Source organism: Rhizobium sp. Leaf341 (assembly GCF_001424325.1).
Taxonomy (GTDB): Bacteria; Pseudomonadota; Alphaproteobacteria; order Rhizobiales; family Rhizobiaceae; genus Ferranicluibacter.
Window position 1 is genome coordinate 245,289 of the sequence record NZ_LMPE01000010.1, and the last position, 26,621, is coordinate 271,909.

21 protein-coding genes are annotated in these 26,621 nt (G+C 63.4%); 18 read left to right on the top strand and 3 right to left on the bottom strand.

Going from position 1 to position 26,621, the window contains the following annotated elements:
• Positions 1 to 8: 8 nt before the first annotated feature.
• The 18 genes from nuoE to dnaE all read left to right on the top strand — a co-directional run bounded on the left by nuoE (position 9) and on the right by dnaE (position 24,008).
• Entirely contained in the window at positions 9 to 896 is an 888-nt protein-coding gene (nuoE, locus tag ASG03_RS10945) for an NADH-quinone oxidoreductase subunit NuoE (protein ID WP_082475687.1), read from the top strand.
• Positions 897 to 1,094: 198 nt separating this feature from the next.
• Positions 1,095 to 2,399 carry an NADH-quinone oxidoreductase subunit NuoF gene (gene nuoF, locus ASG03_RS10950; RefSeq protein ID WP_062693577.1) on the top strand — a complete coding sequence of 435 codons (1,305 nt, stop codon included), beginning with the start codon at positions 1,095 to 1,097 and terminating at the stop codon, positions 2,397 to 2,399.
• A 4-nt stretch (positions 2,400 to 2,403) separates the two neighbouring features.
• Entirely contained in the window at positions 2,404 to 3,099 is a 696-nt protein-coding gene (locus ASG03_RS10955; protein WP_082475700.1) for a hypothetical protein, read from the top strand.
• A gap of 184 nt (positions 3,100 to 3,283) precedes the next feature.
• Positions 3,284 to 5,365 (top strand): NADH-quinone oxidoreductase subunit NuoG, encoded by a 2,082-nt coding sequence (nuoG, locus tag ASG03_RS10960; RefSeq protein ID WP_062693579.1) that lies wholly within the window; start codon positions 3,284 to 3,286, stop codon positions 5,363 to 5,365.
• A 20-nt stretch (positions 5,366 to 5,385) separates the two neighbouring features.
• Complete coding sequence (nuoH, locus tag ASG03_RS10965; protein ID WP_062468399.1) at positions 5,386 to 6,429, top strand: NADH-quinone oxidoreductase subunit NuoH; 1,044 nt, start codon at positions 5,386 to 5,388, stop codon at positions 6,427 to 6,429.
• A 64-nt stretch (positions 6,430 to 6,493) separates the two neighbouring features.
• Positions 6,494 to 6,985 carry an NADH-quinone oxidoreductase subunit NuoI gene (gene nuoI / locus ASG03_RS10970; protein ID WP_062468397.1) on the top strand — a complete coding sequence of 164 codons (492 nt, stop codon included), beginning with the start codon at positions 6,494 to 6,496 and terminating at the stop codon, positions 6,983 to 6,985.
• Between the two features lie 144 nt (positions 6,986 to 7,129).
• The gene (locus ASG03_RS10975) at positions 7,130 to 7,744 is read left to right on the top strand and encodes an NADH-quinone oxidoreductase subunit J (RefSeq protein ID WP_062468395.1); all 615 of its coding nucleotides are present in this window, start codon (positions 7,130 to 7,132) and stop codon (positions 7,742 to 7,744) included.
• A 30-nt stretch (positions 7,745 to 7,774) separates the two neighbouring features.
• Positions 7,775 to 8,083, top strand: a complete 309-nt coding sequence (gene nuoK / locus ASG03_RS10980; RefSeq protein ID WP_062468393.1) for an NADH-quinone oxidoreductase subunit NuoK — start codon at positions 7,775 to 7,777, stop codon at positions 8,081 to 8,083.
• Positions 8,084 to 8,089: 6 nt separating this feature from the next.
• Complete coding sequence (gene nuoL / locus ASG03_RS10985) at positions 8,090 to 10,087, top strand: NADH-quinone oxidoreductase subunit L (RefSeq protein ID WP_062693580.1); 1,998 nt, start codon at positions 8,090 to 8,092, stop codon at positions 10,085 to 10,087.
• On the top strand, positions 10,087 to 11,598 hold the full coding sequence (locus tag ASG03_RS10990; RefSeq protein ID WP_062468389.1) for an NADH-quinone oxidoreductase subunit M: 1,512 nt from the start codon (positions 10,087 to 10,089) through the stop codon (positions 11,596 to 11,598). The genes nuoL and ASG03_RS10990 overlap by 1 nt, the downstream gene beginning before the upstream one ends.
• 18 nt (positions 11,599 to 11,616) lie before the next feature.
• On the top strand, positions 11,617 to 13,056 hold the full coding sequence (nuoN, locus tag ASG03_RS10995; protein ID WP_062693581.1) for an NADH-quinone oxidoreductase subunit NuoN: 1,440 nt from the start codon (positions 11,617 to 11,619) through the stop codon (positions 13,054 to 13,056).
• Between the two features lie 23 nt (positions 13,057 to 13,079).
• A complete protein-coding gene (locus ASG03_RS11000; RefSeq protein ID WP_062693632.1) occupies positions 13,080 to 13,820 on the top strand; it encodes a biotin--[acetyl-CoA-carboxylase] ligase in 741 nt (246 codons plus the stop codon).
• Positions 13,821 to 13,838: 18 nt separating this feature from the next.
• Positions 13,839 to 15,509, top strand: coding sequence for a ribonuclease J (locus ASG03_RS11005; protein ID WP_062468383.1), 1,671 nt, complete (start codon positions 13,839 to 13,841; stop codon positions 15,507 to 15,509).
• Between the two features lie 150 nt (positions 15,510 to 15,659).
• Positions 15,660 to 15,929 carry a DUF1467 family protein gene (locus ASG03_RS11010; RefSeq protein WP_062693582.1) on the top strand — a complete coding sequence of 90 codons (270 nt, stop codon included), beginning with the start codon at positions 15,660 to 15,662 and terminating at the stop codon, positions 15,927 to 15,929.
• A gap of 700 nt (positions 15,930 to 16,629) precedes the next feature.
• Positions 16,630 to 17,958, top strand: a complete 1,329-nt coding sequence (proS, locus tag ASG03_RS11015) for a proline--tRNA ligase (RefSeq protein ID WP_062693583.1) — start codon at positions 16,630 to 16,632, stop codon at positions 17,956 to 17,958.
• A 9-nt stretch (positions 17,959 to 17,967) separates the two neighbouring features.
• Complete coding sequence (locus ASG03_RS11020; RefSeq protein WP_244475222.1) at positions 17,968 to 19,356, top strand: lipoprotein-releasing ABC transporter permease subunit; 1,389 nt, start codon at positions 17,968 to 17,970, stop codon at positions 19,354 to 19,356.
• Between the two features lie 13 nt (positions 19,357 to 19,369).
• Complete coding sequence (locus ASG03_RS11025; protein ID WP_062468377.1) at positions 19,370 to 20,056, top strand: ABC transporter ATP-binding protein; 687 nt, start codon at positions 19,370 to 19,372, stop codon at positions 20,054 to 20,056.
• Positions 20,057 to 20,498: 442 nt separating this feature from the next.
• Positions 20,499 to 24,008, top strand: a complete 3,510-nt coding sequence (dnaE, locus tag ASG03_RS11030) for a DNA polymerase III subunit alpha (RefSeq protein WP_062601313.1) — start codon at positions 20,499 to 20,501, stop codon at positions 24,006 to 24,008.
• 118 nt (positions 24,009 to 24,126) lie between these two features.
• Here dnaE and ASG03_RS11035 read toward each other — a convergent pair whose 3' ends face one another.
• The 3 genes from ASG03_RS11035 to ASG03_RS11045 form a co-directional block, all read right to left on the bottom strand.
• Positions 24,127 to 25,362 carry a L,D-transpeptidase family protein gene (locus ASG03_RS11035; protein ID WP_062693633.1) on the bottom strand — a complete coding sequence of 412 codons (1,236 nt, stop codon included), beginning with the start codon at positions 25,360 to 25,362 and terminating at the stop codon, positions 24,127 to 24,129.
• 200 nt (positions 25,363 to 25,562) lie between these two features.
• On the bottom strand, positions 25,563 to 26,228 hold the full coding sequence (locus tag ASG03_RS11040; RefSeq protein ID WP_062601312.1) for a hypothetical protein: 666 nt from the start codon (positions 26,226 to 26,228) through the stop codon (positions 25,563 to 25,565).
• Complete coding sequence (locus ASG03_RS11045; RefSeq protein ID WP_156379917.1) at positions 26,225 to 26,500, bottom strand: DUF3572 domain-containing protein; 276 nt, start codon at positions 26,498 to 26,500, stop codon at positions 26,225 to 26,227. The genes ASG03_RS11040 and ASG03_RS11045 overlap by 4 nt, the downstream gene beginning before the upstream one ends.
• Between the last annotated feature and the right edge of the window lie 121 nt (positions 26,501 to 26,621).

The following is a 26,621-nucleotide window of genomic DNA, read 5'->3' on the forward strand; positions in this document are numbered from 1 at the left end:
CGGTAAACATGTCCGTTCGTCGATTAGCCGATGAAGCCGTCCAGCCGCAGCAGTTCGCGTTCAGCGAAGCCAATGCTGCCTGGGCGCAGACCACGATCCGGAAGTACCCGGAAGGCCGCCAGCAGTCCGCTGTCATCCCGCTGCTGATGCGGGCACAGGAACAGGATGGCTGGGTAACCAAGGCGGCAATCGAGAGCGTCGCGGACATGCTCGACATGCCCTATATCCGCGTTCTCGAAGTCGCGACCTTCTACACCCAGTTCCAGCTGAAGCCGATCGGCACCCGCGCCCATATCCAGGTCTGCGGCACGACACCCTGCATGCTGCGGGGCTCCGAAGAGCTGATCGCGCTCTGCAAGCGCAAGATCCACGGCCAGCCGCTGACACAGAACGAGAGCGGCACGCTGTCGTGGGAAGAGGTCGAGTGTCAGGGCGCCTGCGTCAATGCGCCGATGGTGATGATCTTCAAGGACAGCTACGAAGACCTAACGGTCGAGCGGCTGGAAGAGATCATCGATGCCTTCGATGCCGGCCGTGGCGCCGAGATCGTCCCGGGTCCCCAGATCGACCGGATCTTCTCCGCGCCGATCGACGGACTGACGACGCTGACCGAAGAGCCGACGCCCCAGCGCAACCAGGTGACGGAACCTGCGGCGTCGCCGGCCTCGGCCGAAGGCGCGTCCGTTCCTCCGTCGGAGGCCGGTCGTCCGAAGAGCACGGACGCCGAGACCAATCCGACGATGAAGACGCCGGCCACGGCCAAGAGCGAGGCGGCGGCGAACGCGAAGAGCGAAGGCGGCGAAACCAAGGATGCCGCAACCGTCGACACGCCGGAGGGCGGCGAAAAAACCGACCTCACGGCCGGTGCCGGCAAGCCGGCGCCCGAAGCGAAGTGACAGGACGGCCGGGCACCGTCGCGCCGGTTCGGCGCACGGTTGCACTGGCCATGGGCTGCGAAGCCGAGTACACCGGAGAGATCGGCGACCGCCGACGATCGGTGCCACGAGGCTGACGGCGCGAGCCCGACGAATGGACGCAAGACTGACCCGCCGACATGGCGGACCCATATTCTCGAAGAATCGGCGGACTGAGCCATGCTTGACGATAAAGATCGCATCTTCACCAATCTCTACGGCCTTCACGACAAGTCGCTGAAAGGCGCGATGTCGCGCGGCCACTGGGACGGCACCAAGCAGATCCTGGAAAAAGGTCGCGACTGGATCATCAACGAGATGAAGGCCTCCGGTCTGCGCGGCCGCGGTGGCGCGGGCTTCCCGACGGGCCTGAAATGGTCCTTCATGCCGAAAGAAAGCGACGGACGTCCGCATTATCTCGTCGTCAACGCCGACGAATCGGAGCCCGGCACCTGCAAGGACCGCGACATCATGCGGCACGATCCGCACACGCTGATCGAAGGCTGCGTCATCGCGAGCTTCGCCATGGGCGCCCACGCCGCCTACATCTACGTCCGCGGCGAATACATGCGGGAACGCGAGGCGCTGCAAGCGGCGATCGACGAATGCTATGACGCTGGTCTGCTCGGCACGAACAACAAGCTCGGCTGGGACATGGAGATCTTCGTCCACCACGGCGCCGGCGCTTATATCTGCGGCGAGGAAACCGCCCTGCTCGAGAGCCTGGAAGGCAAGAAGGGCCAGCCGCGCCTGAAGCCGCCGTTCCCGGCCAATATGGGTCTCTATGGCTGCCCGACGACGGTCAACAACGTCGAGTCGATTGCCGTGGCGCCGAGCATCCTGCGTCGCGGCGCCGGCTGGTTCTCCTCGATCGGCCGTCCGAACAATGTCGGCACCAAGCTGTACATGGTCTCCGGCCACGTCAACAAGCCGTGCACGTTCGAGGACGCCATGGGAACGCCGTTCCGCGAGATGATCGAGCGCCATTGCGGCGGCATCCGCGGCGGATGGGACAATCTTCTCGCCGTCATTCCGGGCGGCTCATCCTGCCCGGTGGTCAAGGCCGAGCACATCATCGATGCGCCGATGGACTTCGACGGCATGCGCGACGTGAAGTCGTCGTTCGGCACCGCCGCCATTATCGTGATGGATCGCTCGACCGACATCATCAAGGCCATCTGGCGTCTGGCCGCCTTCTACAAGCATGAGAGCTGCGGCCAGTGCACGCCGTGCCGCGAAGGCACCGGCTGGATGATGCGCGTCATGGAGCGCATGGTTCAGGGTCGTGCGCAGAAACGCGAGATCGACATGCTGTTCGACGTGACGAAGCAGGTCGAAGGCCACACGATCTGCGCGCTGGGCGACGCAGCGGCATGGCCGATCCAGGGACTGATCCGCAATTTCCGTCCCGAGATGGAAGCGCGAATCGATGAATACACACGCAACGCCTCATCGCATGGGGCCGTTCTGCAAGCCGCGGAGTGACAAGATGGTAAAGTCGTCGATCGAGGAAGGGCAGGCAGGTTTTGCAGACGCGCATGATACTTCCTCGTCGAGCGGCGACCCCAGGGGCTTTGCCGGCTGGACGAAGGAGGGCGGGCCGCCCTTGCCGCCGCTGATGCAGAACCCGACGGCATCCGTCGCGGCAGCCGCCGCGATGGGCTTTGGAATGGCAAGCCATATTGCCGGCTTCATGCTCGGTGCGATGCAGGGCTTCATGGAGGCGGCACAGAAGGCCGCAGCCACCGCCGAGGCTGAACGACAGGCAGGGCAGGGGGCAGCGCCCGCTGAACCCGCAGAGCCGACGGCGGACGACGCGCTTGCGCCCGAACCCTCCGCCGACATGGCGGCACAGGCAGCCGAGGTGACGGCGGCGGCAATGGCGCGCGCATCGGATGCGGTTGCAAAGGCTGCCGCACCGGTACCGGCAGACGCCAAGGTCACAGGCGTCGCCGACAAGCCGGCCCGTGCGCGTCGCGGCAAGGCGGCGGATGACCTGAAGAAGATCTCCGGCATCGGCCCGAAGCTGGAGCAGGTGCTGAAAAATCTCGAGGTCACGCGGTTCAGCCAGATTGCGGCCTGGAACGAGGACGACATTGCCCGGTTCGACCGGGAACTGAATGTGAGCGGCCGTATCGCGCGGGATCGCTGGGTCGAACAGGCAAAGGTGCTCGCCAAAGGCTGAGCGCCTGGCGGGGCCGCCGGTCACGGCGGCGCGCCGCCTGGGTGACCGACCACGCTTCGGGTGCCTGCGGGCCCCTACAAACGATCGAGGCCGCTGGCCTCGGGACAGACAGGGCCGACGAGGCTCTTTGACGATCGATCCGTCGCTTGAAGACCGGCGGAAGAGGACAGGATTGAGTGCGAAGATGGCAAAGCTGAAAGTCGACGGAAAAGAGATCGAGGTCCCGGATCATTTCACGCTGCTTCAGGCGTGCGAGGAAGCCGGCGCCGAGGTTCCGCGCTTCTGTTTCCACGAGCGGCTGTCGGTAGCCGGCAATTGTCGCATGTGTCTGATCGAGGTGAAGGGTGGCCCGCCGAAGCCGGCGGCCTCCTGCGCCATGGGCGTGCGCGACCTTCGCCCCGGCCCGAACGGCGAGACGCCGGAAGTCTTCACGACCACGCCGATGGTCAAGAAGGCCCGTGAAGGCGTGATGGAATTCCTGCTGATCAACCATCCGCTGGATTGCCCGATCTGCGACCAGGGCGGCGAGTGCGATCTGCAGGACCAGGCCATGGCCTTTGGCGTCGACTCGACCCGCTACAACGAGAACAAGCGTGCGGTCGAGGACAAGTATATCGGTCCGCTGGTGAAGACGGTGATGAACCGCTGCATTCACTGCACACGCTGCGTCCGCTTCACCACCGAAGTGGCCGGCATTGCCGAGCTCGGCCTGATCGGTCGCGGCGAGGACGCCGAGATCACCACCTATCTCGAGCAGGCGATGACGTCGGAGCTGCAGGGCAATGTCGTCGATCTCTGCCCGGTCGGTGCTCTCACCTCCAAGCCCTACGCCTTCAATGCGCGCCCCTGGGAACTCGGCAAGACCGAGTCGGTCGATGTCATGGACGCCGTCGGCTCCGCCATCCGCGTCGATACGCGCGGCCGCGAAGTCATGCGCGTCATGCCGCGCATCAACGAGGAGATCAACGAAGAGTGGATCTCCGACAAGACCCGGTTCATCTGGGACGGCCTGAAGACGCAGCGTCTGGATCGCCCTTACGTCAAGAAGGACGGCCGGTTGCAGCCCGCGAGCTGGGGCGAGGCTTTCGCCGCGATCCGGACGGCCGTGTCGGCAACCAGCGGCGACCGCATCGGCGCAATCGCCGGGGACCTTGCATCCGTCGAGGAAATGTATGCGCTGAAAGGCCTGATGATGGCGCTCGGCTCCGAGAACATCGATTGTCGTCAGGACGGCGCAGCGCTCGATCCGTCGTTCGGACGTTCGAGCTATCTCTTCAATCCCACTATCCAGGGCATTGAAAACGCTGACGCTCTCCTGATCATCGGCGCCAATCCCCGCTTCGAGGCCTCGGTGCTCAACGCCCGCATCCGCAAGCGCTTCCGCATGGGCCCATTCCCGATCGGCGTGATCGGCGAGGCAGCCGAGCTGCGCTACGCCTATGACTACCTCGGCGCCGGGACCGACTCGCTGGGCGAACTCCTCGCCGGCCGCGGCAGTTTCTACGAAGTGCTGAACAAGGCCGAGCGTCCGATGATCATCATCGGGCAGGGCGCCCTGATCGGCGAAGGTGGGGCATCGGTCCTTGCGTCAGCTGCCAAGCTTGCCGGGGCGATCGGTGCGGTGTCCGACGGCTGGAACGGCTTTGCCGTCCTTCACACGGCGGCGGCGCGCGTCGGCGGTCTCGACCTCGGCTTCGTGCCGGGCGCCAACGGCAAGACGGCGCACGAGATGGTGACGGGCACGGACGTGCTCTTCCTGCTCGGCGCCGATGAGATCGACCTGGCGACGCGCATGAGCGGCTTCACGGTCTATATCGGTTCCCACGGCGACAACGGTGCCCACGGCGCGGATGTCATCCTGCCGGGTGCGACCTACACGGAAAAGTCCGGTCTATGGGTCAATACCGAGGGCCGCGTCCAGATGGGCAACCGCGCCGGCTTCGCACCGGGTGAGGCCCGCGAAGACTGGGCGATTCTCCGGGCACTGTCCGACGTGCTCGGCAAGAAGCTGCCCTACGACTCGCTGGCCGAACTGCGCCGCAAGCTGGTCTCGGAATATCCGCATTTCGGCGATGTCGACATGATCGCCCCGGCGGTCGACGGCGAAATTGCCGCACTGGGACAAAAAGCGGGTGAGATGACCAAATCCGCGTTTGCGTCTCCGGTGAAAGACTTCTATTTGACGAACCCGATAGCGCGCGCTTCCGCGGTCATGGCCGAATGTTCGGCGCTGGCTCGCAACAATTTCAAAGCGGCAGCGGAATGAGCGCGGGAGAATAAGGCACCATGGACGGTTTTCTTTCGACCTACGTCTGGCCGGCGGCCATCATGATCGGCCAGTCGCTTCTGCTGCTGGTCGCTCTCCTGATCTTCATCGCCTACATTCTGCTGGCGGACCGCAAGATCTGGGCAGCGGTGCAGCTGCGCCGTGGACCAAACGTGGTGGGCCCCTTCGGCCTTTTCCAGTCCTTCGCCGATCTTTTGAAGTTCGTCGTCAAGGAACCGGTCATCCCGGCCGGCGCGAACAAGGTTCTCTTCCTTCTGGCGCCGCTCGTGTCGGTGACGCTGGCGCTCGCCGCCTGGGCCGTCGTTCCGCTGAACGACAACTGGGTGATGGCGAACATCAATGTCGGCATTCTCTACGTTCTCGCAATCTCGTCGCTTGAAGTCTACGGCGTCATCATGGGCGGCTGGGCGTCGAACTCGAAGTATCCTTTCCTGTCGGCACTGCGCTCGGCGGCTCAGATGGTGTCCTACGAAGTCTCGATCGGCTTCGTCATCGTCACCGTCCTGCTGTGCGTCGGTTCGCTCAACCTGACGGACATCGTCAACTCGCAGCGTGACGGTCTCGGCACGATGATGGGCCTGCCGGGCTCGTTCCTCGACTGGTACTGGCTGCCGCTGTTCCCGATGTTCATCGTGTTCTTCATCTCGGCGCTGGCCGAGACGAACCGCCCGCCCTTCGACCTTGTCGAGGCCGAGTCGGAGCTCGTCGCGGGCTTCATGGTCGAATACGGCTCGACGCCGTACATGATGTTCATGCTCGGCGAATATGCCGCGATCTGCCTGATGTGCGCATTGACCACGATTCTCTTCCTCGGCGGCTGGCTGCCTCCGGTGGACATCTGGTTCCTGAATTGGGTTCCGGGGATCATCTGGTTCGTTCTCAAGGCGTCGCTGGTGTTCTTCATGTTCGCGATGGTCAAGGCATTCGTGCCGCGCTACCGCTATGACCAGTTGATGCGTCTCGGCTGGAAGGTCTTCCTTCCGCTCTCGCTCGTCATGGTCTTTATCGTTGCAATCACGCTGAAGCTCGGCGGATGGGCCTGATGCCCGTCCCCAGTTTCGCGACAGTCGCTGGCATCTCCCAGGCCAGCTCATTCGGAGGTAAATGATGGCCGCCATTTCGCAAGCCGTCAGATCGCTGTTCCTCAAGGAGTTCGTCGGCGCGTTCTTCCTGTCGATGCGCTACTTCTTCGCGCCGAAGGCGACGCTGAACTATCCGTTCGAAAAAGGCCCGATCAGCCCGCGTTTTCGCGGCGAGCATGCGCTGCGTCGCTATCCCAACGGCGAAGAGCGCTGCATCGCCTGCAAGCTGTGCGAAGCGATCTGTCCCGCCCAGGCCATCACCATCGAGGCCGGTCCGCGCCGCAATGACGGCACCCGCCGGACAGTGCGCTATGACATCGACATGGTGAAGTGCATCTATTGCGGCTTCTGCCAGGAAGCCTGCCCGGTCGACGCCATCGTCGAAGGGCCGAACTTCGAGTTCGCCACGGAAACGCGCGAAGAGCTCTACTACGACAAGGAACGCCTTCTCTCGAACGGCGACCGTTGGGAGCGTGAAATCGCCCGCAACATCGGCATGGACTCGCCCTACCGCTAAGGTTTCGGCGGCATCTCTGCCAAACGCCGCCCGCCCGGGCGGCGATACACTGCAAATTTGGGTGTCGGCCGGACCTCTCCGGTCGGCCAGGAACGGTCTGCGCAAAGGCACACCGCTCCGGGGAAGACGAAAAAGGCACCGGTCATGGGTCTGCAGACTCTATTCTTCTATCTCTTCGCCTTCATCGCCGTGGCGTCGGCGTTCATGGTGATTTCGGCCAGGAACCCGGTCTATTCGGTCCTGTTCCTCATCCTGTGCTTCTTCAACTCGGCGGGTCTCTTCCTGCTGACGGGAGCCGAGTTCCTCGCGATGATCCTGCTGGTGGTCTATATCGGCGCCGTCGCAGTTCTCTTCCTCTTCGTCGTGATGATGCTCGACATCGACTTCAACCAGCTCCGCGCGGGTGTGCTCGACTATGCGCCCGTCGGTGCGCTGGTCGGCCTGATCCTCGCCGCCGAACTGATCATCGTCGTGGCCGGCAGCACGTTTTCTCCCGAACTCGCCAAGACCGTCTCGATGCCGATCCCGTCCGTTGCGGACCGGACGAACACCGCCGCGCTCGGCGACGTCATCTACACCCACTACATCTACTACTTCCAGATTGCCGGCCTCGTGCTGTTCGTCGCCATGATCGGCGCGATCGTCCTGACGCTGCGCCATCGCCCCAACATCAAGCGTCAGAATATTTCAGAGCAGGTCGCCCGTGTTCCCGCCACCGCCGTCGAGGTGGTGAAGGTGAAGCCGGGGCAGGGGCTCTGAGGCGGTACTGAAGGTCAAGGACACGACATCATGGAAATCGGCATTTCCCATTATCTGACCGTCAGCGCCATCCTGTTCACGCTGGGCGTCTTCGGCATCTTCCTCAACCGCAAGAACATCATCGTCATCCTGATGTCGGTGGAGCTCATCCTGCTCGCGGTAAACATCAACATGGTCGCGTTCTCGTCGTTCCTCAACGACATCACCGGCCAGGTGTTCGCCCTGTTCATCCTGACGGTTGCCGCGGCGGAAGCTGCCATCGGTCTTGCAATTCTCGTCGTCTTCTATCGTAACCGCGGCTCCATCGCGGTCGAAGACGTCAACATGATGAAGGGCTGATCGGCCATGGATACCATCATCAAAGCGGTCGTCTTCCTGCCGCTCGTCGGCTTCCTGATCGCGGGCCTGTTTGGCACCAAGATCGGCGCGAAGGCTTCGGAATACGTCACGACAGGCCTGATGGCCGTCGTTGCCGTCCTGTCCTGGGTCGTGTTCGTCCATGTCGGCCTCGGCGAAACGGAGATGATCCGCGTCTCCGTCATGCGCTGGATCCAGACCGGCAACTTCGATGCCGAATGGGCCTTCCGTGTCGATACGCTGACGGCCGTCATGTTCGTGGTCGTCAACACGGTGTCGTTCCTCGTGCATCTGTACTCGATCGGCTACATGCACCACGATCCGCACCGTCCGCGGTTCTTCGCCTATCTCTCGCTGTTCACCTTCGCCATGCTGATGTTGGTGACCTCCGACAACCTGCTGCAGATGTTCTTCGGCTGGGAAGGCGTCGGTCTTGCCTCCTATCTGCTGATCGGTTTCTGGTACAAGAAGCCGTCGGCCAGCGCCGCGGCGATGAAGGCGTTCATCGTCAACCGCGTCGGCGACTTCGGCTTCGCGCTCGGCATTTTCGGCGTGTTCGTCCTGTTCGGCTCGATCTCGTTCGAAACCATCTTCGCCGCCGCCGCGACCTATCTCCCGGCCGAGGGTGCCGCCAACGCGGCCGATCCGGTCATCACGCTGTTCGGCATGCATCTCGATCGCGCCGATGCCGTGACCGGCGTCGCACTGCTTCTCTTCATGGGCGCCATGGGCAAGTCGGCCCAGTTCCTGCTGCACACCTGGCTGCCGGACGCGATGGAAGGCCCGACCCCGGTCTCCGCGCTGATCCATGCCGCGACCATGGTCACTGCCGGCGTCTTCCTCGTCGCCCGCATGTCGCCGGTGTTCGAGCTGTCGCCGACCGCCCTGACGGTGGTGACGCTCATCGGTGCCATCACCGCCTTCTTCGCGGCCACCGTCGGTCTCGTGCAGAACGACATCAAGCGCGTCATCGCCTATTCGACGTGTTCGCAGCTCGGCTACATGTTCGTGGCGCTCGGCGTCGGTGCGTATGGCGCGGCTGTCTTCCACCTCTTCACGCACGCCTTCTTCAAGGCGCTCCTGTTCCTTTGCGCCGGTTCGGTCATCCATGCCGTCGACGGCGAGCAGGACATGCGCCACATGGGCGGCCTGCGTCCGCACATCAAGATCACCTTCGCGATGATGCTGATCGGCACGCTCGCCATCACCGGCGTCGGCATTCCGTTCACGCCGGTCGGCTTTGCGGGCTTCTTCTCCAAGGACGTGATCATCGAGGCGGCCTATGCCTCGCACTCGCCGCTCTCGGGCTTTGCCTTCACGCTGCTGGTCATCGCCGCGCTCTTCACGAGCTTCTACTCGTGGCGCCTGATGTTCCTCACCTTCTTCGGCAAGCCGCGGGCGAGCCATGAGGTCATGCACCACGTGCATGAATCGCCGATGGTCATGCTGCTGCCGCTCTTCGTGCTCGGCTTCGGCGCCGTCGTGGCGGGCTTCCTCGGCGAAGGCTATTTCTACGGTCATGAATATGCCGAATTCTGGCAGGGCGCGCTCTTCACCTCGGCGGAGAACGAACTGCTCGAAGAGTTCCACCATGTCCCGGCTCTGGTCGCCCTCAGCCCGTTCATCGCGATGGTGCTCGGCTTCGTGACGGCCTGGTACTTCTACATCAAGTCGCCGGAAACGCCGAAGGCGCTGGCCCGCCAGCATCGCGGCCTCTACCAGTTCCTTCTGAATAAGTGGTACTTCGACGAGCTTTACGACTTCCTGTTCGTTCGGCCCGCCAAGCGCCTTGGCACCTTCCTCTGGAAAGAGGGTGACGGTCGCGTCATCGACGGCTTCGGTCCGAACGGCGTTGCCGCCCGGGTCATGGACGTCACGCGCGGCGTCGTACGCCTTCAGACCGGTTACCTCTATCACTATGCGTTCGTGATGCTGATCGGCATTGCCGCGCTCGTTACCTGGATGATGCTCGGGAGCTCCTTCTGATGACCGATTGGCCCATTCTCTCGGCGGTCACCTTCCTGCCGCTGGTCGGCGTTGTGCTCCTGCTTCTGATGCGCGACGACAGCGCCGCCGGTCGCCGCAACGTGCTCAACATTTCGCTGGCAACGACGGTCGTCACCTTCCTGCTGTCGCTGTTCATCTGGACCGGGTTCGACAATGCGAATCCGGGATTCCAGATGGTCGAGCGCCACGCCTGGCTTGGAACCGGCATTTCATACCATCTGGGCGTCGACGGCATTTCGATGCTGTTCGTCATCCTCACCACCTTCCTGATGCCGTTCTGCGTGCTGGCCAGCTGGCACTCGGTGGAGAAGCGCATCAAGTCCTACATGATCGCCTTCCTGCTGCTGCAGGTGGTGATGACGGGCGTCTTCGTTTCGCTCGATATCGTGCTCTTCTACGTGTTCTTCGAAGCAACCCTCATTCCGATGTTCGTCATCATCGGCGTCTGGGGCGGCAAGGAGCGCGTCTATGCGAGCTACAAGTTCTTTCTCTACACGCTGTTCGGCTCGGTGCTGATGATGCTCGCCATCATGGCGATGTACTGGCAGACCGGCTCGACGGACATGATCGAGCTCACCAAGGCCGGCTTCCCTGCGGGAATGCAGACCTGGCTTTGGCTCGCCTGCTTTGCGGCCTTCGCCGTGAAGATGCCGATGTGGCCCGTCCACACCTGGCTTCCGGACGCCCACGTTCAGGCGCCAACGGCCGGCTCCGTCATCCTGGCCGGCGTCATGCTGAAGCTCGGTGGCTACGGCATGGTCCGCATTTCGCTCGGCATGTTTCCGCTCGCATCCGAGCAGTTCGCGCCGCTGGTCTTTACCCTGTCCGTCGTTGCCATCATCTACACGTCGCTGGTTGCGATGATGCAGCAGGACATCAAGAAGCTGATCGCCTATTCGTCCGTCGCCCACATGGGCTACGTGACGATGGGGATCTTCGCCGCCAACGTCCAGGGCGTTCAGGGGGCACTCTTCCAGATGCTGTCGCACGGCATCGTGTCCTCCGCGCTGTTCCTCTGCGTCGGCGTGGTCTATGATCGCCTGCACACCCGCGAGATCTCTGCCTATGGTGGTCTCGTCAACAACATGCCGAAATACGCCGTGATGTTCATGATCTTCACCATGGCGAATGTCGGGCTGCCCGGCACGTCGGGGTTCGTCGGCGAAGTCACGACGCTGCTCGGAGCGTTCCGCGCCAACACATGGGTCGCCTTCTTCGCGACAACCGGCGTCATCCTCTCGGCCTGCTATGCCCTCTGGCTCTACCGTCGCGTCATGTTCGGCGCGCTGGAGAAGGAGAAGCTCAAGGCGTTGCTCGATCTGTCGCCGCGGGAGAAGGTGATCCTCTATCCGCTGGCAGTGCTCACCATCTTCTTCGGCGTTTATCCGGCGCCGGTCTTCGATGCCACGGCGGCTTCCGTCGATGTGCTGGTCAATAACTACACGACCGCCGTTCAGGCAGCGCAGTCCCTTGCGCTCTCGGCAAACTGACGACGGGGCGAGAGAAACATGAACGCTGATATTCTGGTCGCTAGTCTTCATCTGTCGCTTCCCGAAGTGACGCTTGCCATCGGCGCGCTCGCGCTCCTGATGATCGGCGTCTTCTCGGGCGAGCGCTCGTCCGGCCTCGTCACCTGGCTAGCGATTGCGGTTCTGGTGGTTGCCGGCGTTCTGCTGACCACCACGGGCGACGGCTTCGCCTATAACGGGGCCTTCGTTGCCGACCCCTTCGCCCGCTTCATGAAGATGCTAACGCTGTTTGCGTCCATCGTCGCGCTCTTCCTCTCGGCAGGGCAGGCGAAGATTTTCGGGCTCGACCGGTTCGAATATCCGGTTCTCGTCGTCCTCGCGACGCTGGGCATGCTGCTGATGATCTCGGCCAACGACATGATGTCGCTCTACATGGCGCTGGAACTGCAGTCGCTCGCGGCCTATGTCGTCGCCGCCATGAACCGCGACGATCTGCGTTCGACCGAAGCCGGCCTGAAGTACTTCGTTCTCGGCGCCCTGTCCTCGGGCATGCTGCTTTACGGCATGTCGCTGGTCTACGGTTTCACCGGCCATACGGGCTTCGTGGAAATCGCGGCGGCCCTGTCGGCTGACGGGCGCTCGCTCGGACTGGTCTTCGGCCTCGTCTTCGTGCTTGCCGGTGTCGCGTTCAAGATCTCGGCCGTGCCCTTCCACATGTGGACCCCGGATGTCTACGAAGGCGCGCCGACCCCGGTAACGACCTTCTTTGCCGGCGCGCCCAAGATTGCCGCGATCGCCATGCTGGTGCGCGTCGTCATCACCGCCTTCGAACCGATCCAGCTCGACTGGCAGCAGATCATCGTCTTCATCTCGATTGCCTCCATGGTGCTCGGCTCCTTCGCCGCCATCGGCCAGAAGAACCTGAAGCGCCTGATGGCCTATTCGTCCATCGGACACATGGGCTATGCGCTGGTCGGCCTCTCGGCCGGTTCAATGGCGGGCGTCCGCGGCGTCGTGCTCTACATGCTGATCTACATGGTCATGACGCTCGGCACCTTCGCCTGCATTCTCGCCATGCGCCGCAAGGAAGGGCATCATGTCGAGCAGGTCGAGGACCTCGCCGGCCTGTCGCAGACCAATCCGTTCATGGCCGTCGTCCTGACGATCCTGATGTTCTCGCTTGCCGGCATCCCGCCGCTCGCCGGTTTCTTCGCCAAGTACTTCGTGTTCATGGCGGCCATCGAGGCGAAGCTGTACGCGCTCGCGGTCATTGGCGTGCTCGCCTCGGTCGTTGGTGCCTACTACTACCTGCGCGTCATCAAGCTGATGTGGTTCGATGAGCCGGCCGGCGAATTCGCGCGTCCGGCGGGCTCGCTGAAGCTGATCTATGGTCTCTCCGGCCTCTTCATCGTCGGCTATGTCCTCGTTGGCGGCCCGATCGGTGCTGCGGCCGAAGCGGCAGCCCGGACATTCTTTTGAGCGGCCCGAGCCCGCTCGCCCGCATGTCCGTAGACGACTTCCGCCACGTCGCTCTGGACGAGGTGGGCTCCACCAACACCGAATGCCTGGCGCGCGCGCGCGCCGGCGATCCGGGGCATCTCTGGATCACGGCCGGCCGGCAGACCGATGGTCGCGGCCGGCGCGGTCGTGCTTGGCGTTCCGAGCGCGGCAACCTCTATGCCTCGCTCCTGGTGATCGACCCGGCGCCCCTGGAGATGATCCCGTCTCTGCCGCTTGCCGTGGCCGTTGCCGTGCGCGACGCGATGCAGGCGGTGCTGCCGGCGGGCGCCCGGACCGCTGACATCAAGTGGCCGAACGACATCCTCATCGGCGGCAAGAAGACCTGCGGCATCCTGCTCGAAGGCGAGCGTCTCCCGGACGGACGGTATGCGCTGGTCATCGGCTGCGGTATCAATGTGGCGACGGCGCCCGATCACGGGCTTTACCCGCTGACCGATCTGCGCAGCGAAGGTTCGGCCGCCTCGGCGGAGGACGTGTTCGCGCATCTTTTCATGAGCATGGCCGATACGCTCGGCATCTGGGACGCCGGACGCGGGATCGGTGACATCATCGCCCTTTGGCGGCGTTACGCCGTGGGCATCGGACGCCCGATCAAGGTCAACCTTCCGGATCGCTCCATCACAGGCATTTTTGACGACATCGACGGCTCCGGCCAACTTATTCTCACGGACGAACACGGCATGCGCCGGCACATTGCGGCCGGCGATGTCTTCTTCGGATGAAACAAGGCATATTCTCTGATGACTGAGAAAAACGAACTGGTTTTCCTGCCCCTCGGCGGCGTTGGCGAAATCGGCATGAACCTCGCGCTCTATGGCTACGGCCCGGCCGCGAACCGCGAATGGATCATGGTCGATTGCGGCGTGACCTTCCCCGGACCGGACCTGCCCGGGGTGGACCTGGTGCTCCCCGATATCCGTTTCCTTGCCGACCAGCGCAAGAACCTCAAGGGCATCGTCATCACGCATGCGCATGAGGACCACTACGGCGCACTGTCCGATCTGTGGCCGGGCCTGAACGTCCCTGTCTATGCCTCGCCCTTCACGGCCGGCATGCTGGAAGCAAAGCGCCAGTACGAGCGCAGCCGCAACGAGGTGCCGATCACCATCTTCAAGCAGGGCGACCGCGTGCAGATCGGCCCGTTCGAGGTCGAGGCCGTCGGCGTCAACCACTCGATTCCCGAGCCGATGGCGCTTGTCATCCGGACGCCGCTCGGCAATCTCGTACACACTGGCGACTGGAAGATCGACCATGCGCCGTCGCTCGGCCCGCTGACCGATGGCGACCGGTTCACCGCCGTCGGCGACGAGGGCGTTCTCGCCCTGATGTGCGATTCGACCAATGCCCTGCGCGATGGCGTCTCGCCGTCCGAGGAGGAGGTGTCGGCGAGCCTCGAGAAGGTCATCCGCGCGGCGGAGGGCCGCGTCGCGATCACGACGTTCTCGTCGAATGTCGGCCGCATCCGCTCGATCGCCAAGGCGGCCGCAGGCGCTGGCCGCGAGGTTCTGCTGATGGGGTCATCCATGAAGCGTGTCGTGCAGGTCGCGCGCGACGTCGGCCTCATGGAAGGCGTTCCCCCGTTCATCAGCGAAGACGAGTTCGGCTTCATCCCGCGCGAACGCGTCGTCGTGATCCTCACCGGCAGCCAGGGCGAGCCCCGGGCCGCTCTGGCGAAGATTGCGCGCGACGAGATGCGCAACGTGGCCTTTTCGGCCGGCGATACGGTCGTGTTCTCCTCCCGAGCCATCCCCGGGAACGAGAAGGCGATCAACGACATCAAGAATGGCCTGATCGAGCAGGGCATCCTGATCGTCACCGACAGCGATGCGCTGGTGCACGTGTCGGGCCACCCCCGCCGCAACGAGCTGAAGCAGATGTATCAGTGGATCCGTCCGAAGCTTCTGGTTCCCGTTCATGGCGAAGCCGCGCATCTCGTCGGACAGATGGAGCTCGCGCTGCAGTCCGGTGTTCCCAACGTCCCGCGGGTCCGCAACGGCGATATTCTCCGGCTTGCGCCCGGCATGGCGCAGGTGATCGGCGAAGCGCCGCATGGTCGCATCTTCAAGGATGGCGGCCTGATCGGCGATTTCCAGGAGATGGGCATCGGCGACCGCCGCAAGCTGTCCTTTGCGGGTCATGTCTCGGTCAATGTCGTGCTGGATGCACGCTATGATTTCGCGTCCGACCCGATCGTCGTGCCCATCGGTCTTCCCGAGTTCGACGACGAGGGCGAGGACATGAACGATACCTTGTACGACGCGGTTCTCGGCGCGGTGGAAAGCATTCCGCGCGCGCGCCGCAAGGATCTCGCCATGGTGCAGGAGGCCGTCCGCCGCGCCATTCGGGGCACCGCCAATGACGTCTGGGGCAAGAAGCCGGTCGTGACGGTGTTTATCAACCGCCTGTCCTGACGGCGCGCCGTTTCCGGTCGAAAGACGGCCACATCGCCATTCAGAAGGCCTCCGATGCGTTTGCGTCGGGGGCCTTTTCCGTCTGATCCTGCTTCCAGCCGGGCAGGGTGCAGCGTATAAGGGCGGCATCCGTTCAACCGGGATATCGCCATGCCGCTGTTTTCCGTCTTTGCCATCTATTTCGTCATCTGGTGGATGACACTTTTCATCGTGCTGCCGATCGGCCTGCGGACCCAGGCGGACGAGAGGGATGTGGTGCCGGGAAGTGTCGAGAGCGCGCCGGCCCGATTTCGCGCGCTTCGCGTTTTCGGCCTGACCACGGTGCTCGCCGCCGTGATCCACGTTGCATGGTACGTGCTGTCGGTTCGATACGGCTACGGCATCGATTCCATCCCGCAGTTCGCGCCGAAGTTCTACTGAGCGGCATCAAGACGCGGTGACATGCACGCCGGTGCCTAGGACGATGCGATCCCTTGGCGTCTCGGCAATTGCCCAACAGATGGGCATATCTTCGATCAGCTCTGTGCTCGCTGAGAGGGAGGGGTCGCATCCCTGATGCGCCCCTCCGACCGACCTGAATGTGGTGTGAGAAAACCAAAAAAAAACAAGGCCAGAAGCCTTGTTTCTAAGAAATCGCGTGACCCGTAACCGTTGCCGGTGGCTGCGTATGACCGCGCCTAAGATCTGATCCTCCCAAGACTTTTTCCGCGACGTCGGCAAGAATTTAATCTTCCTGCCTGTTTTGTGGGCTGAAAATAGCCGAATTCCCAAGGGGTGTCATCCTGTTTTTTTGCATTTATGCCATAGTCCAGCAAAAAATATCCATTGACACTGAAAGGTCTGTTGAGGTTACTCGACGCCCCTTTTTCCGGCTGTTTCCGCAGGAGAAAAGTGTCTCCGCCCCCGATGGCGCAGGCTCTCCGCGCCATCGGTCATGCACGGGTTTTCTTCCCGCCGCGAAGCGTTTAAGACGAGCCACGAAGATGATGCCGGATTCGAACGACCGGATCCCATCCTCTTTCGTCCGTCGATACGGCCCCGCACAAGGCAGATGCCGTAAGCAAACCTCATTTCGCCCGAATCCGTGACTAGACGGAAGGCGCCACTCCGGAACCCGTTCATGCGTCTGTCCCGCTATTTCATGCCGATCCTGAAGGAAAACCCCAAGGAAGCGGAGATCGTCTCGCATCGCCTCATGCTGCGTGCCGGCATGATCCGCCAGCAGAGTCAGGGCATATATTCGTGGCTTCCGCTCGGCAAGCGCGTGCTCGACAAGGTCAACGGCATCATCCGCCAGGAGCAGAACCGCGCGGGCGCCATCGAGCTCTCCATGCCGACGTTGCAGTCGGCCGAGCTCTGGCAGGAAAGCGGTCGGTACGACGACTACGGCAAGGAAATGCTGCGCATCAAGGATCGCCAGGAGCGCCCCATGCTCTATGGGCCGACCAACGAGGAAATGATCACCGACATCTTTCGCTCGTCGGTCAAGTCCTACAAGAACCTGCCGCTGAACCTCTATCACATCCAGCTGAAATTCCGCGACGAGATCCGTCCGCGCTTCGGCACGATGCGGTCGCGCGAGTTTCTGATGAAGGATGCCTATTCGTTCGACCTGACCAAGGAAGGGGCCGAGCACTCCTATCGCAAGATGTTCACGGCCTATCTGCGCACCTTTTCGCGGCTCGGCCTGCGCGCCATTCCGATGCGGGCCGACACCGGCCCGATCGGTGGCGATCTCAGCCACGAGTTCATCATTCTCGCGGAGACCGGCGAGTCCGAAGTGTTCAGCCATCGGGATTTCGTGAACTTCGACATCCCGGCCGAGAACACGGATTTCGATGACGTCGCCGCCCTGCAGGGCGTGTTCGACCAGTGGACCTCCGTTTACGCCGCGACCTCGGAAATGCACGACGAAGCCGCGTTCGACGCGATCCCCGAGGGCGAGCGCCTGTCGGCCCGCGGCATCGAGGTCGGTCACATCTTCTATTTCGGCACCAAGTATTCCGAGCCGATGGGCGCCAAGGTTCAGGGTCCCGACGGCAAGGAACATCTGGTCCACATGGGGTCCTACGGCATCGGCCCGACACGGCTCGTACCGGCGATCATCGAGGCGTCGCATGATGAGAACGGCATCATCTGGCCGGCGTCCGTTGCGCCCTTCGACGCCATCATCATCAATATGAAGGCCGGCGACGCTGCGTGCGATGCCGCCTGCGAAACCCTCTATGCCGCCTTGTCGAAGGCCGGCATCGACACGCTCTACGACGACACCGACGACCGTGCGGGCACGAAATTCGCGACGGCCGACCTGATCGGCGTTCCCACGCAGATCATCGCCGGGCCGCGCGCCGTCGCCGCGGGCGAGGTCGAGCTGAAGGACCGCAAGACCGGTGCGCGTGAGACCATGACCATCGAAGCTGCGATCAACAAGCTGACCGCTGCGAAATAAGGACCAGGCATGAGCGCCGCTTCCACGGACCCGAAACCGGCAAAGGCGTCGGCACCGCCGTCCCAGACCGGACTGAAGACAGCCTCGAAGGGCGCGGCGCCGAAGGAAACGCCGTCGGGCGGGCAGGCATCGAAGGGCGGCTCCAGCCGTCCCTTCTCGAGCTTCGAGCGGCTGGTGGCCTGGCGCTACCTGCGCTCGCGGCGCAAGGAAGCCTTTATTTCGGTCATCGCCGGCTTCTCCTTCATCGGCATCATGCTCGGCGTGGCAACCCTGATCATCGTCATGGCGGTGATGAACGGCTTCCGCACGGAACTCATCTCCCGCATTCTCGGCATCAACGGCCACATGATCGTGCAGCCGCTGGACGGCCCGCTCGACAATTATGCCGATCTCGCCACGCGCTTTTCCGGCATCAAGGGCGTCACCATGGCGATTCCCATGATCGAGGGCCAGACACTGGCTTCCGGTCCGGGCGGAGCCGGCACCGGTGCGCTGGTGCGCGGCGTGCGTGCCGACGATCTCTTGAAGATGAAGTCGATCTCCGAGCATCTGAAATCGGGCGATCTGACCGGCTATGCGGCCGGCGGCGGCGTGGCGATCGGCTCGCGCATGGCCGACCAGTTGGGCCTTCAGGCCGGCAGCACGATCACGCTGGTGGCCCCCGAAGGCGACGTGACCCCGATGGGCGTCAACCCGCGCGTGAAGTCCTACACCGTCTCCGCGATCTTCGAGATCGGCATGTCGGAATATGATGCCTCGATCATCTTCATGCCGCTGGAAGAAGCGCAGCTCTACTTCAATGCGGAGGGCATCGCGCAGTCGATCGAACTCTTCGTCGAAAACCCCGACCTCGTCGACAGCCTGCGCCAACCGGTGGAGGATGCCGCCCAGAGACAGGTTCTGATCAGCGACTGGCGCGACCGCAACAAGACGTTTTTCTCCGCACTTCAGGTCGAGCGCAACGTCATGTTCATGATCCTGACCCTCATCGTGCTGGTGGCGGCGCTCAACATCGTTTCGGGCCTCATCATGCTGGTGAAGGACAAGGGCAGCGACATCGCCATCCTGCGCACCATGGGGGCGTCGTCCGGCGCCGTCATGCGCATTTTCTTCATGACCGGCGCGGCGATCGGCATCGTCGGAACGCTGGCAGGCGTCGCGCTCGGCGTCGTCGTCTGTCTCAACATCGAATCGATCCGCCAGTTCTTCTCCTGGATCTCGGGCACGACGATCTTCAACCCGGAACTCTACTTCCTCAGCCAGTTGCCGGCCGACATGAATCTCGGCGAGACCGTCGCCGTCGTCGGCATGGCAATCGGACTGTCGTTCCTGGCAACCATCTTCCCCGCCTGGCGGGCCTCGCGACTGGATCCGGTCCAGGCGCTGCGTTACGAGTGACAGGAACGACATCATGGCCCCTCGCGTGGCACTAGAGCTATCCGGCGTCGAGCGCCATTACAGCCAGGGCGAACAGGCGCTCTCGATCCTCAAGGGCGCGGACTTCCGCCTGCTCGGTGGGCAGACCGTCGCGCTGGTCGCTCCCTCGGGCACCGGCAAGTCGACGCTTTTGCACCTTGCCGGCCTGCTGGAGCGGCCCGATGGCGGCGAAGTCTCGATCAATGGTCGTGCCTGCGGCTCGCTCAGCGATCCCGAGCGCACGGCCATCCGCCGCAACGAGATCGGCTTCGTCTACCAGTTCCACCATCTGCTGCCGGAGTTCACGGCCGTGGAGAACATCATGATGCCGCAGCTGATCGCCGGGCTCTCCAAGAAGGAGGCGCGGGAACGGGCGTCGGCCTTGCTCGACTACATGCGCATCGGCCATCGCGCCGACCACCGCCCGTCGGAACTGTCGGGCGGCGAGCAGCAGCGCGTGGCGATCGCCCGTGCCGTGGCCAATGCCCCCTTCGTCCTGCTGGCCGACGAGCCGACCGGCAATCTCGATCCGGAAACCGCGGGCTACGTCTTTGAAGCTCTGAAGGCGCTGGTCAAGCAATCCGGCCTTGCCGCGATGATCGCGACTCACAATTACGAGCTCGCGTCCAAGATGGACCGTCGCATCACCCTGCAGGACGGCAAGGTCGTCGAGCTCGCCTGACGCCTCTTCCCCGCGCAGAAGCGCTTCGGGGACCCCTCCCGCAACAACACGAACCCCGCGCCGCAGAGCGGCTCACACCCCTGGTGCGTGCCGCTCTGCGGGCGTCTGCGCTGTCGGCCGCCACCATCCGGCGGATCAGGGTCGCGGTTTCCGATCGAAATTTGTTAACCGTCCATCACAGATGCAGCTTGAAACGGGAACGGAATTAGAACATAAAGGGAACACAACCAAAAGGAGCCCGCCATGTCCGACTTCCTTCGCGATCTCGCTGCCTTGACCTCCGTCGCCATGTTCATTGCCAGCTTCTCCATCCTGCTGCTTGGTCTCTGACCTCTCGTCCTTTCGTCGCCGGGCAAGTTCCGGGGGAGAAAGGCGACACCGTTGTCGCTTCGCGACGTCGAAGGGCGTATGCTCCCACCTCATGCAAGAGTCGGAGTGACCTATGGCGGATGCAGGCGAGAGCTTGGCGGGCAACACAGGCAATGGCAACAAGCCGGTGCCCCAGTTCGTCCATTTGAGAACCCATTCGGCGTTCTCCCTGCTCGAAGGCGCCTTGCCGATCAAGAAGATCATCGGCAAGGCCGTGGCCGATGCCCAGCCGGCGATCGGTATTGCCGATACGAACAACCTGTTCGCGGCGCTCGAATTTTCATTGAAATGCATGGACGACGGGATCCAGCCGCTGATCGGCTGCCAGCTGTCGATCGATATGGAAGACGAGGTCGAAGGGGAGAAGCGCGGGCATGCCCAGCATCTCGCCAAGCTTCCCGCCATCGTGCTGATCGCGGCAAGCGATCAGGGCTATGTCAACCTCGTCGACCTCGTCAGCCGCGCCTATCTCGGCGGGGAGGGCAACCAGAGTGTTCGGGTCTGTGTTTCCTGGCTGAGGGAGATCGGCACCGATGGCCTGATCGCGCTGACGGGCGCAAGCGGCGGGCCGATCGACATGGCGATCCGGTCCGGACACGCGGCGCTGGCGGAAGCCCGGGCGCACGCCCTGATGGACCTCTTCGGCGATCGTCTCTATGTCGAACTGCAACGGCATGGGCGCCACGACAGGCAGCACGAGAACCGGATGATCGACCTTGCCTACCGGCTGGAACTGCCGCTGGTGGCGACCAACGAGCCGTTTTTCCCGACCCCCGGCGACTACGACGCGCATGATGCGCTGATGGCCGTGGCGCACAATGCCATGGTCTCCGACGACACGCGTTTTCGGCTGACGCCCGATCATTATCTGAAGAGCCGGCAGGAAATGGCGAAGCTCTTTGCCGATCTGCCGGAGGCGCTCGACAACACGATCGAGGTGGCGCGTCGCTGTACCTTCGTGTTGAAGACGCGGGCACCGATTCTGCCCCGCTTTACCGGCGCGTCCGATGATCCGGCCGAAGCCGAAAGGGCGGAAACGCGCGAGCTTCGCCGCCAGGCCATCGAGGGCCTCGAAGAGCGGATGCAGAAGCTCGGCCTGTCGCCGGGTTACAGCGAGACGGACTATCGCGAGCGCCTGGACTTCGAACTCGGCGTCATCGAACGCATGAAGTTTCCGGGCTATTTCCTGATCGTTGCCGACTTCATCAAATGGGCAAAGCAGCAGGACATTCCGGTCGGCCCCGGCCGCGGCTCGGGTGCGGGTTCCCTCGTTGCCTATGCGCTGACGATCACCGACGTCGATCCCCTGCGCTTCTCGCTGCTGTTCGAACGCTTCCTCAATCCGGAACGCGTGTCGATGCCCGACTTCGACATCGACTTCTGCCAGGACCGGCGGGAAGAGGTCATCCGCTACGTCCAGGCGAAATATGGACGCGAGCAGGTGGCCCAGATCATCACCTTCGGGTCGCTCCAGGCCCGCGCCGCGCTGCGCGATGTCGGCCGCGTGCTGGAAATGCCCTATGGCCAGGTCGACAAGATCTGCAAGATGGTGCCCAACAACCCGGCCAATCCGGTCACGCTGGCGAAGGCCATCGAGGACGAGCCGCGTTTCCAGGAAGAGGTCGACAAGGAGCCGGTGATTGGCCGTCTGCTCGATATCGCCCAGAAGATCGAGGGCCTCTACCGCCACGCATCGACCCACGCCGCCGGCATCGTCATCGGTGACCGGCCGCTGTCGAAGCTGGTGCCGATGTACCGCGATCCGCGCTCCGACATGCCGGTAACCCAGTTCAACATGAAGTGGGTCGAGCAGGCGGGTCTCGTGAAATTCGACTTCCTCGGCCTGAAGACGCTAACGGTTTTGAAGACGGCCGTGGATTTCCTCGCCAAGCGCGACATCCACGTCGCGCTGGAAGCCTTGCCGCTCGACGATGCCAAGACCTACGAGATGCTGTCCAAGGGCGACACGGTCGGCGTGTTCCAGGTGGAAAGCGCCGGCATGCGCAAGGCGCTGATCGGCATGCGGCCGGACTGCATCGAGGACATCATCGCGCTCGTCGCGCTCTATCGGCCGGGCCCGATGGAGAATATTCCGGTCTACAATGCGCGAAAGCATGGCGAGGAAGAGATCGAGTCGATCCACCCGACCATCGATTACCTGCTCAAGGAAACGCAGGGCGTCATCGTCTATCAGGAACAGGTGATGCAGATCGCCCAGGTTCTCTCCGGCTACTCGCTCGGCGAGGCCGATCTTCTGCGCCGCGCCATGGGCAAGAAGATCAAGGAGGAGATGGACAAGCAGCGCGCGCGTTTCGTCGACGGCGCCGTGAAGAACGGCGTGGCGAAACCCCAGGCCGACATGATCTTCGACCTGCTCGCCAAGTTCGCCAACTACGGCTTCAACAAGAGCCATGCGGCGGCCTATGCGATCGTCTCCTACCAGACGGCCTATTTGAAGGCGCATTATCCGGTCGAGTTTTTGGCAGCGTCGATGACGCTCGACATGGGCAACACGGAAAAGCTCGTCGATTTCCGCCAGGATGCCGGCCGTCTGGGGATCACCGTCGTTCCGCCCTCCGTCCAGACCTCGTTCCGCCGGTTCGAGACGGGCGATAACCGCATCTTCTATTCGCTCTCGGCCATCAAGGGCGTGGGCGAGGCGGCCGTGGATCATATCGTGGCCGTGCGGGGAGAGATCCCGTTCAAGAGCCTCGAGGACTTCTGCCTGCGGATCGACCCGAAACTGCTGAACCGCCGCGTCTTCGAAAGCCTGATCTTCGCCGGCGCCTTTGATGGCTTCGGCTATGACCGGGCGCAGCTCAGCGGCGGTCTGGACCGGATCCTCGGCTTTGCGCAACGGGCGCTGACCGACAAGGTCAGCGGACAGAGCGACATGTTCGGCGCCGGTGCGGCCACGGGGCCGGAAAAGATCAGCCTGCCGGATTTCACGCCCTGGCTGGCCTCGGAAAAGTTGCAGCGCGAGTTCCAGGTGCTCGGCTTCTATCTGTCTGCCCATCCGCTCGACACCTATAACGATCTTCTCGCGAAGATCCGGTGCCAGACATTTGCGGATTTTGCCCTGTCGGTGAAGAAGGGCAACACGGCCGGTCGGCTGGCCGGTACCGTGACCTCCAAGCAGGAGCGGAAGACGCGCACGGGCAACAAGATGGGCATCGTCACCTTCTCCGATTCGTCCGGGCAGTACGAAGCCGTCCTGTTTTCCGAAATGCTGCAGCAGTATCGCGACCTCTTGGAGCCGGGAAAATCGCTGGTGCTGACCGTGCAGGCAGAGGAGCGCCCGGAGGGAATCGGCCTGCGCATCCAGACCCTGCAGTCTCTGGAGGAGCGCTCGTTCCAGATGCAGAAGGCCTTGCGCGTCTATGTCCGCGACAGCGGGCCCTTGCGCTCCGTCGCCACGCATCTGAACACGAAGGGCGACGGGCAGGTGTCCTTCATCATCGTCAAGGACAATGGGCAGCGTGAGATCGAGGTGGAACTGGGCGACAAGTACCGGATCTCCGCGGAAATCGCCGCCGCACTGAAGACGGCACCGGGCGTGATCGACGTGGAACTGGTGTCGTAAAAGGCGGCGGACCGCGGCGGATCGCGTCCGCGCTCACGGGCGCCATCCGCAGGCGGCAGCGTGCGCGAGCAGGCCGTCTGGCGTCCGAGATGACAAGCTGCCCGACAGCGGCCGCTGTTCAGCCCTTGGCGGGGTGCGTTATGGTCACAAAATCCGTACCGCGTCCGGTCTCCGGTCCGAGGCCCATGTCGGAAACCGTGAGCGAGGAGCCGGGCGCAAGGAGATCCTCGACCTTCTCGCGCAGCGCGTCCGTCATCTGGATGCGATCGAGAACGCGTGTTGCCGCGTTATAGGCGAGCGCATCGTCGTCCACGGTGATCCCGAGCCGCGCCTTCATGCCCTTGGGAATGGTGTTGTCCAGCGAGAGCGAGAACCAGCTGCCCTTGCCGGTCGCGGCATCGATATCCTGAAACTGGTAGAAGTGTGCGCCCAAGGCCACGTCCGGCTCCGCGATCGTCACGGGCGCCTCGAACAGAGGGGCGAAATCGCGGCGGACCAGGAGCTGGCCGTTGGCAGGTGGCGGCAGGTTCGCCTTCCTGAACAGGACGTCCACCAGATCAGGCGTCAGCCGGCCCTTGGGCTCGCGTCCCTCGGCCAGTTCGAATGCACGGATAGCGGCAATGGACCGGCTGCCGAGCGCGCCATCCGGCACGCCCGCGTCATAGCCGAGGGTGTTGAGCGCCGCCTGCGCGTCGAGCGCCAGCTCCCGGGGCCCGCGCCGGGTGATGAGGATCCGGATCGGCGCGCGGGTATCGTCGGCGCGGACCGCTGGCGCTGCCGGCGAGGGCGGAGCGGGTTCGCTCATCGCGACCTCCACCGCGCCGCTCGCGACCTGGGACATGGCCGGGCGCAGCGTGGCATCCGACAGCAGCTGCTGCTCCGGTGCGGCTGGCTGGAACAGGAAAGGATGCGACACCGCCTGCGGCGCGATCTGCCGATCGGAGATCACGACATGCAGGCCCCGCTCGGTCAGTTTGAAGAGCGTCTTGGCAAACGCGTTCGGCAGGCGCACGCAGCCATGCGATGCCGGATGCGCGGGCACGCTGTTGGAGGCATGCAGTGCAATGCCGGACCACGTCAGGCGCTGCATGAACGGCATGGGCGCGTTCGAATAAATATTGGATTCGTGATAGCGGCTCTTTTCAAGGATTGAGAAGATGCCGGTCGGGGTTTCGTGGCCGCGTTTCCCCGACGACACCTTGGATGTCGCGACGACGGTGTCGCCGTCGTAGACCACAAGCGATTGCTTGTCCTTGGAAACGACGATCTGCAGCGGCGCCTTGCCATCGGCGGCCTGCACCGTCGTGCTGGCGACGGCAAGGAGCAGCAGCCCGAGACCGAGAGTAGAACGCAAAACCATCAACACCATCCGGATCACTCGAACAGGGTGAAGCCTATGGGAAGAGGTTTAAGGAAGCTTTGCGCAAGCGTTTGGAGAGCGGGCAGATCGTCGTATTCCGTGCACGAAGACGTGAAGCCTGTTGATAACGCCGGCGTCGGGCGTGATGCCGTGGATGGCGACGGAACGGGGCCAGCCGTGGCCGGGATCAGCCTTCACCGCAGGAGGTGCTGGCGGATGATCCGGGCCGCCTCGTGCCAGTCCGCTGCCGTCTCGATTCCGTCGTCCGGGGCAGGGGCCATCGCCAGGAAGGTCGCATTGGCCATCAGGCGGATCAGCAGACAGTCGGGCGCGTGCTCGCGTACGGACTCCAGATTGCGCAGGATATCGTCGATGAACACCACCGGCACGTCGCGTGCATCATGGAGCTGCCGCACGACCGGTCCCTTCGGCGCTTCGGTCGCCAGCAGCGGGTAGGCCGACAGTCCGTGCTGGTCGAGCAGGCGGCGGCGTATCTCGGTGTGCCGCGGCGGCATGGCGGTCAAGAAGACGATGTCTGCCGCGCCCGAGAGATCCTCGAGCGTCTCCGCCACCTGATGCGCCGGCGTCTGCCACGCATCCTGTTTGAGGAAGAAGTCCTCGATAAGGGTTGCCACGGTCGCGTCGGCAACGGGCTCGCCATTGTCCTTCTGCACGATATTGCCGTGCAGCCGGAACGACCGCGGCACGAGGTCGCGCCCGCCCGCCCTCAGAAAGTTCTGGAAGGGTGTCACGAATTCCAGCACGACCTCGTCGATATCGCAGACGATCAGCGGCCGGTCGGTCAGCGTGATATGGTCGAACGACAGGGGTGCCTGTGGATCGAAGGTCTCGATCGTCATGCGCTGCCCGTATCCCCGCGAAAGCCGGAAAGGGCGGCATGCGCACGTGCGACGGTTTCCGGCTTCGTCTCCGTCGCCTCACAGAATTGCAGCAGCGTCGGTTCGTGATCCATGACGAAATCGAGCAGGCCGGCCATGAACCCGGGGTCGCCGACAGCACCGCGCAGGCTCGTCGGATCGGTGCCGGTCAGGGCCAGGAAGCGGCCGAGAAGCTCCGGCTCGCCTGCGAGCCAGCCGAGCACGGCAATGGCGGTCTCATCGGCTGTCGTCACGGTTTTCCACCCTCTCGTCAAACACATCGGCTTTTCTGGCCCATGATTACCTTTTTTTCAACCAAATAGGCCTAATCCTTCATGCGTCATGCGCGATTGCTGGTCTTGCAGCCGATGGAAT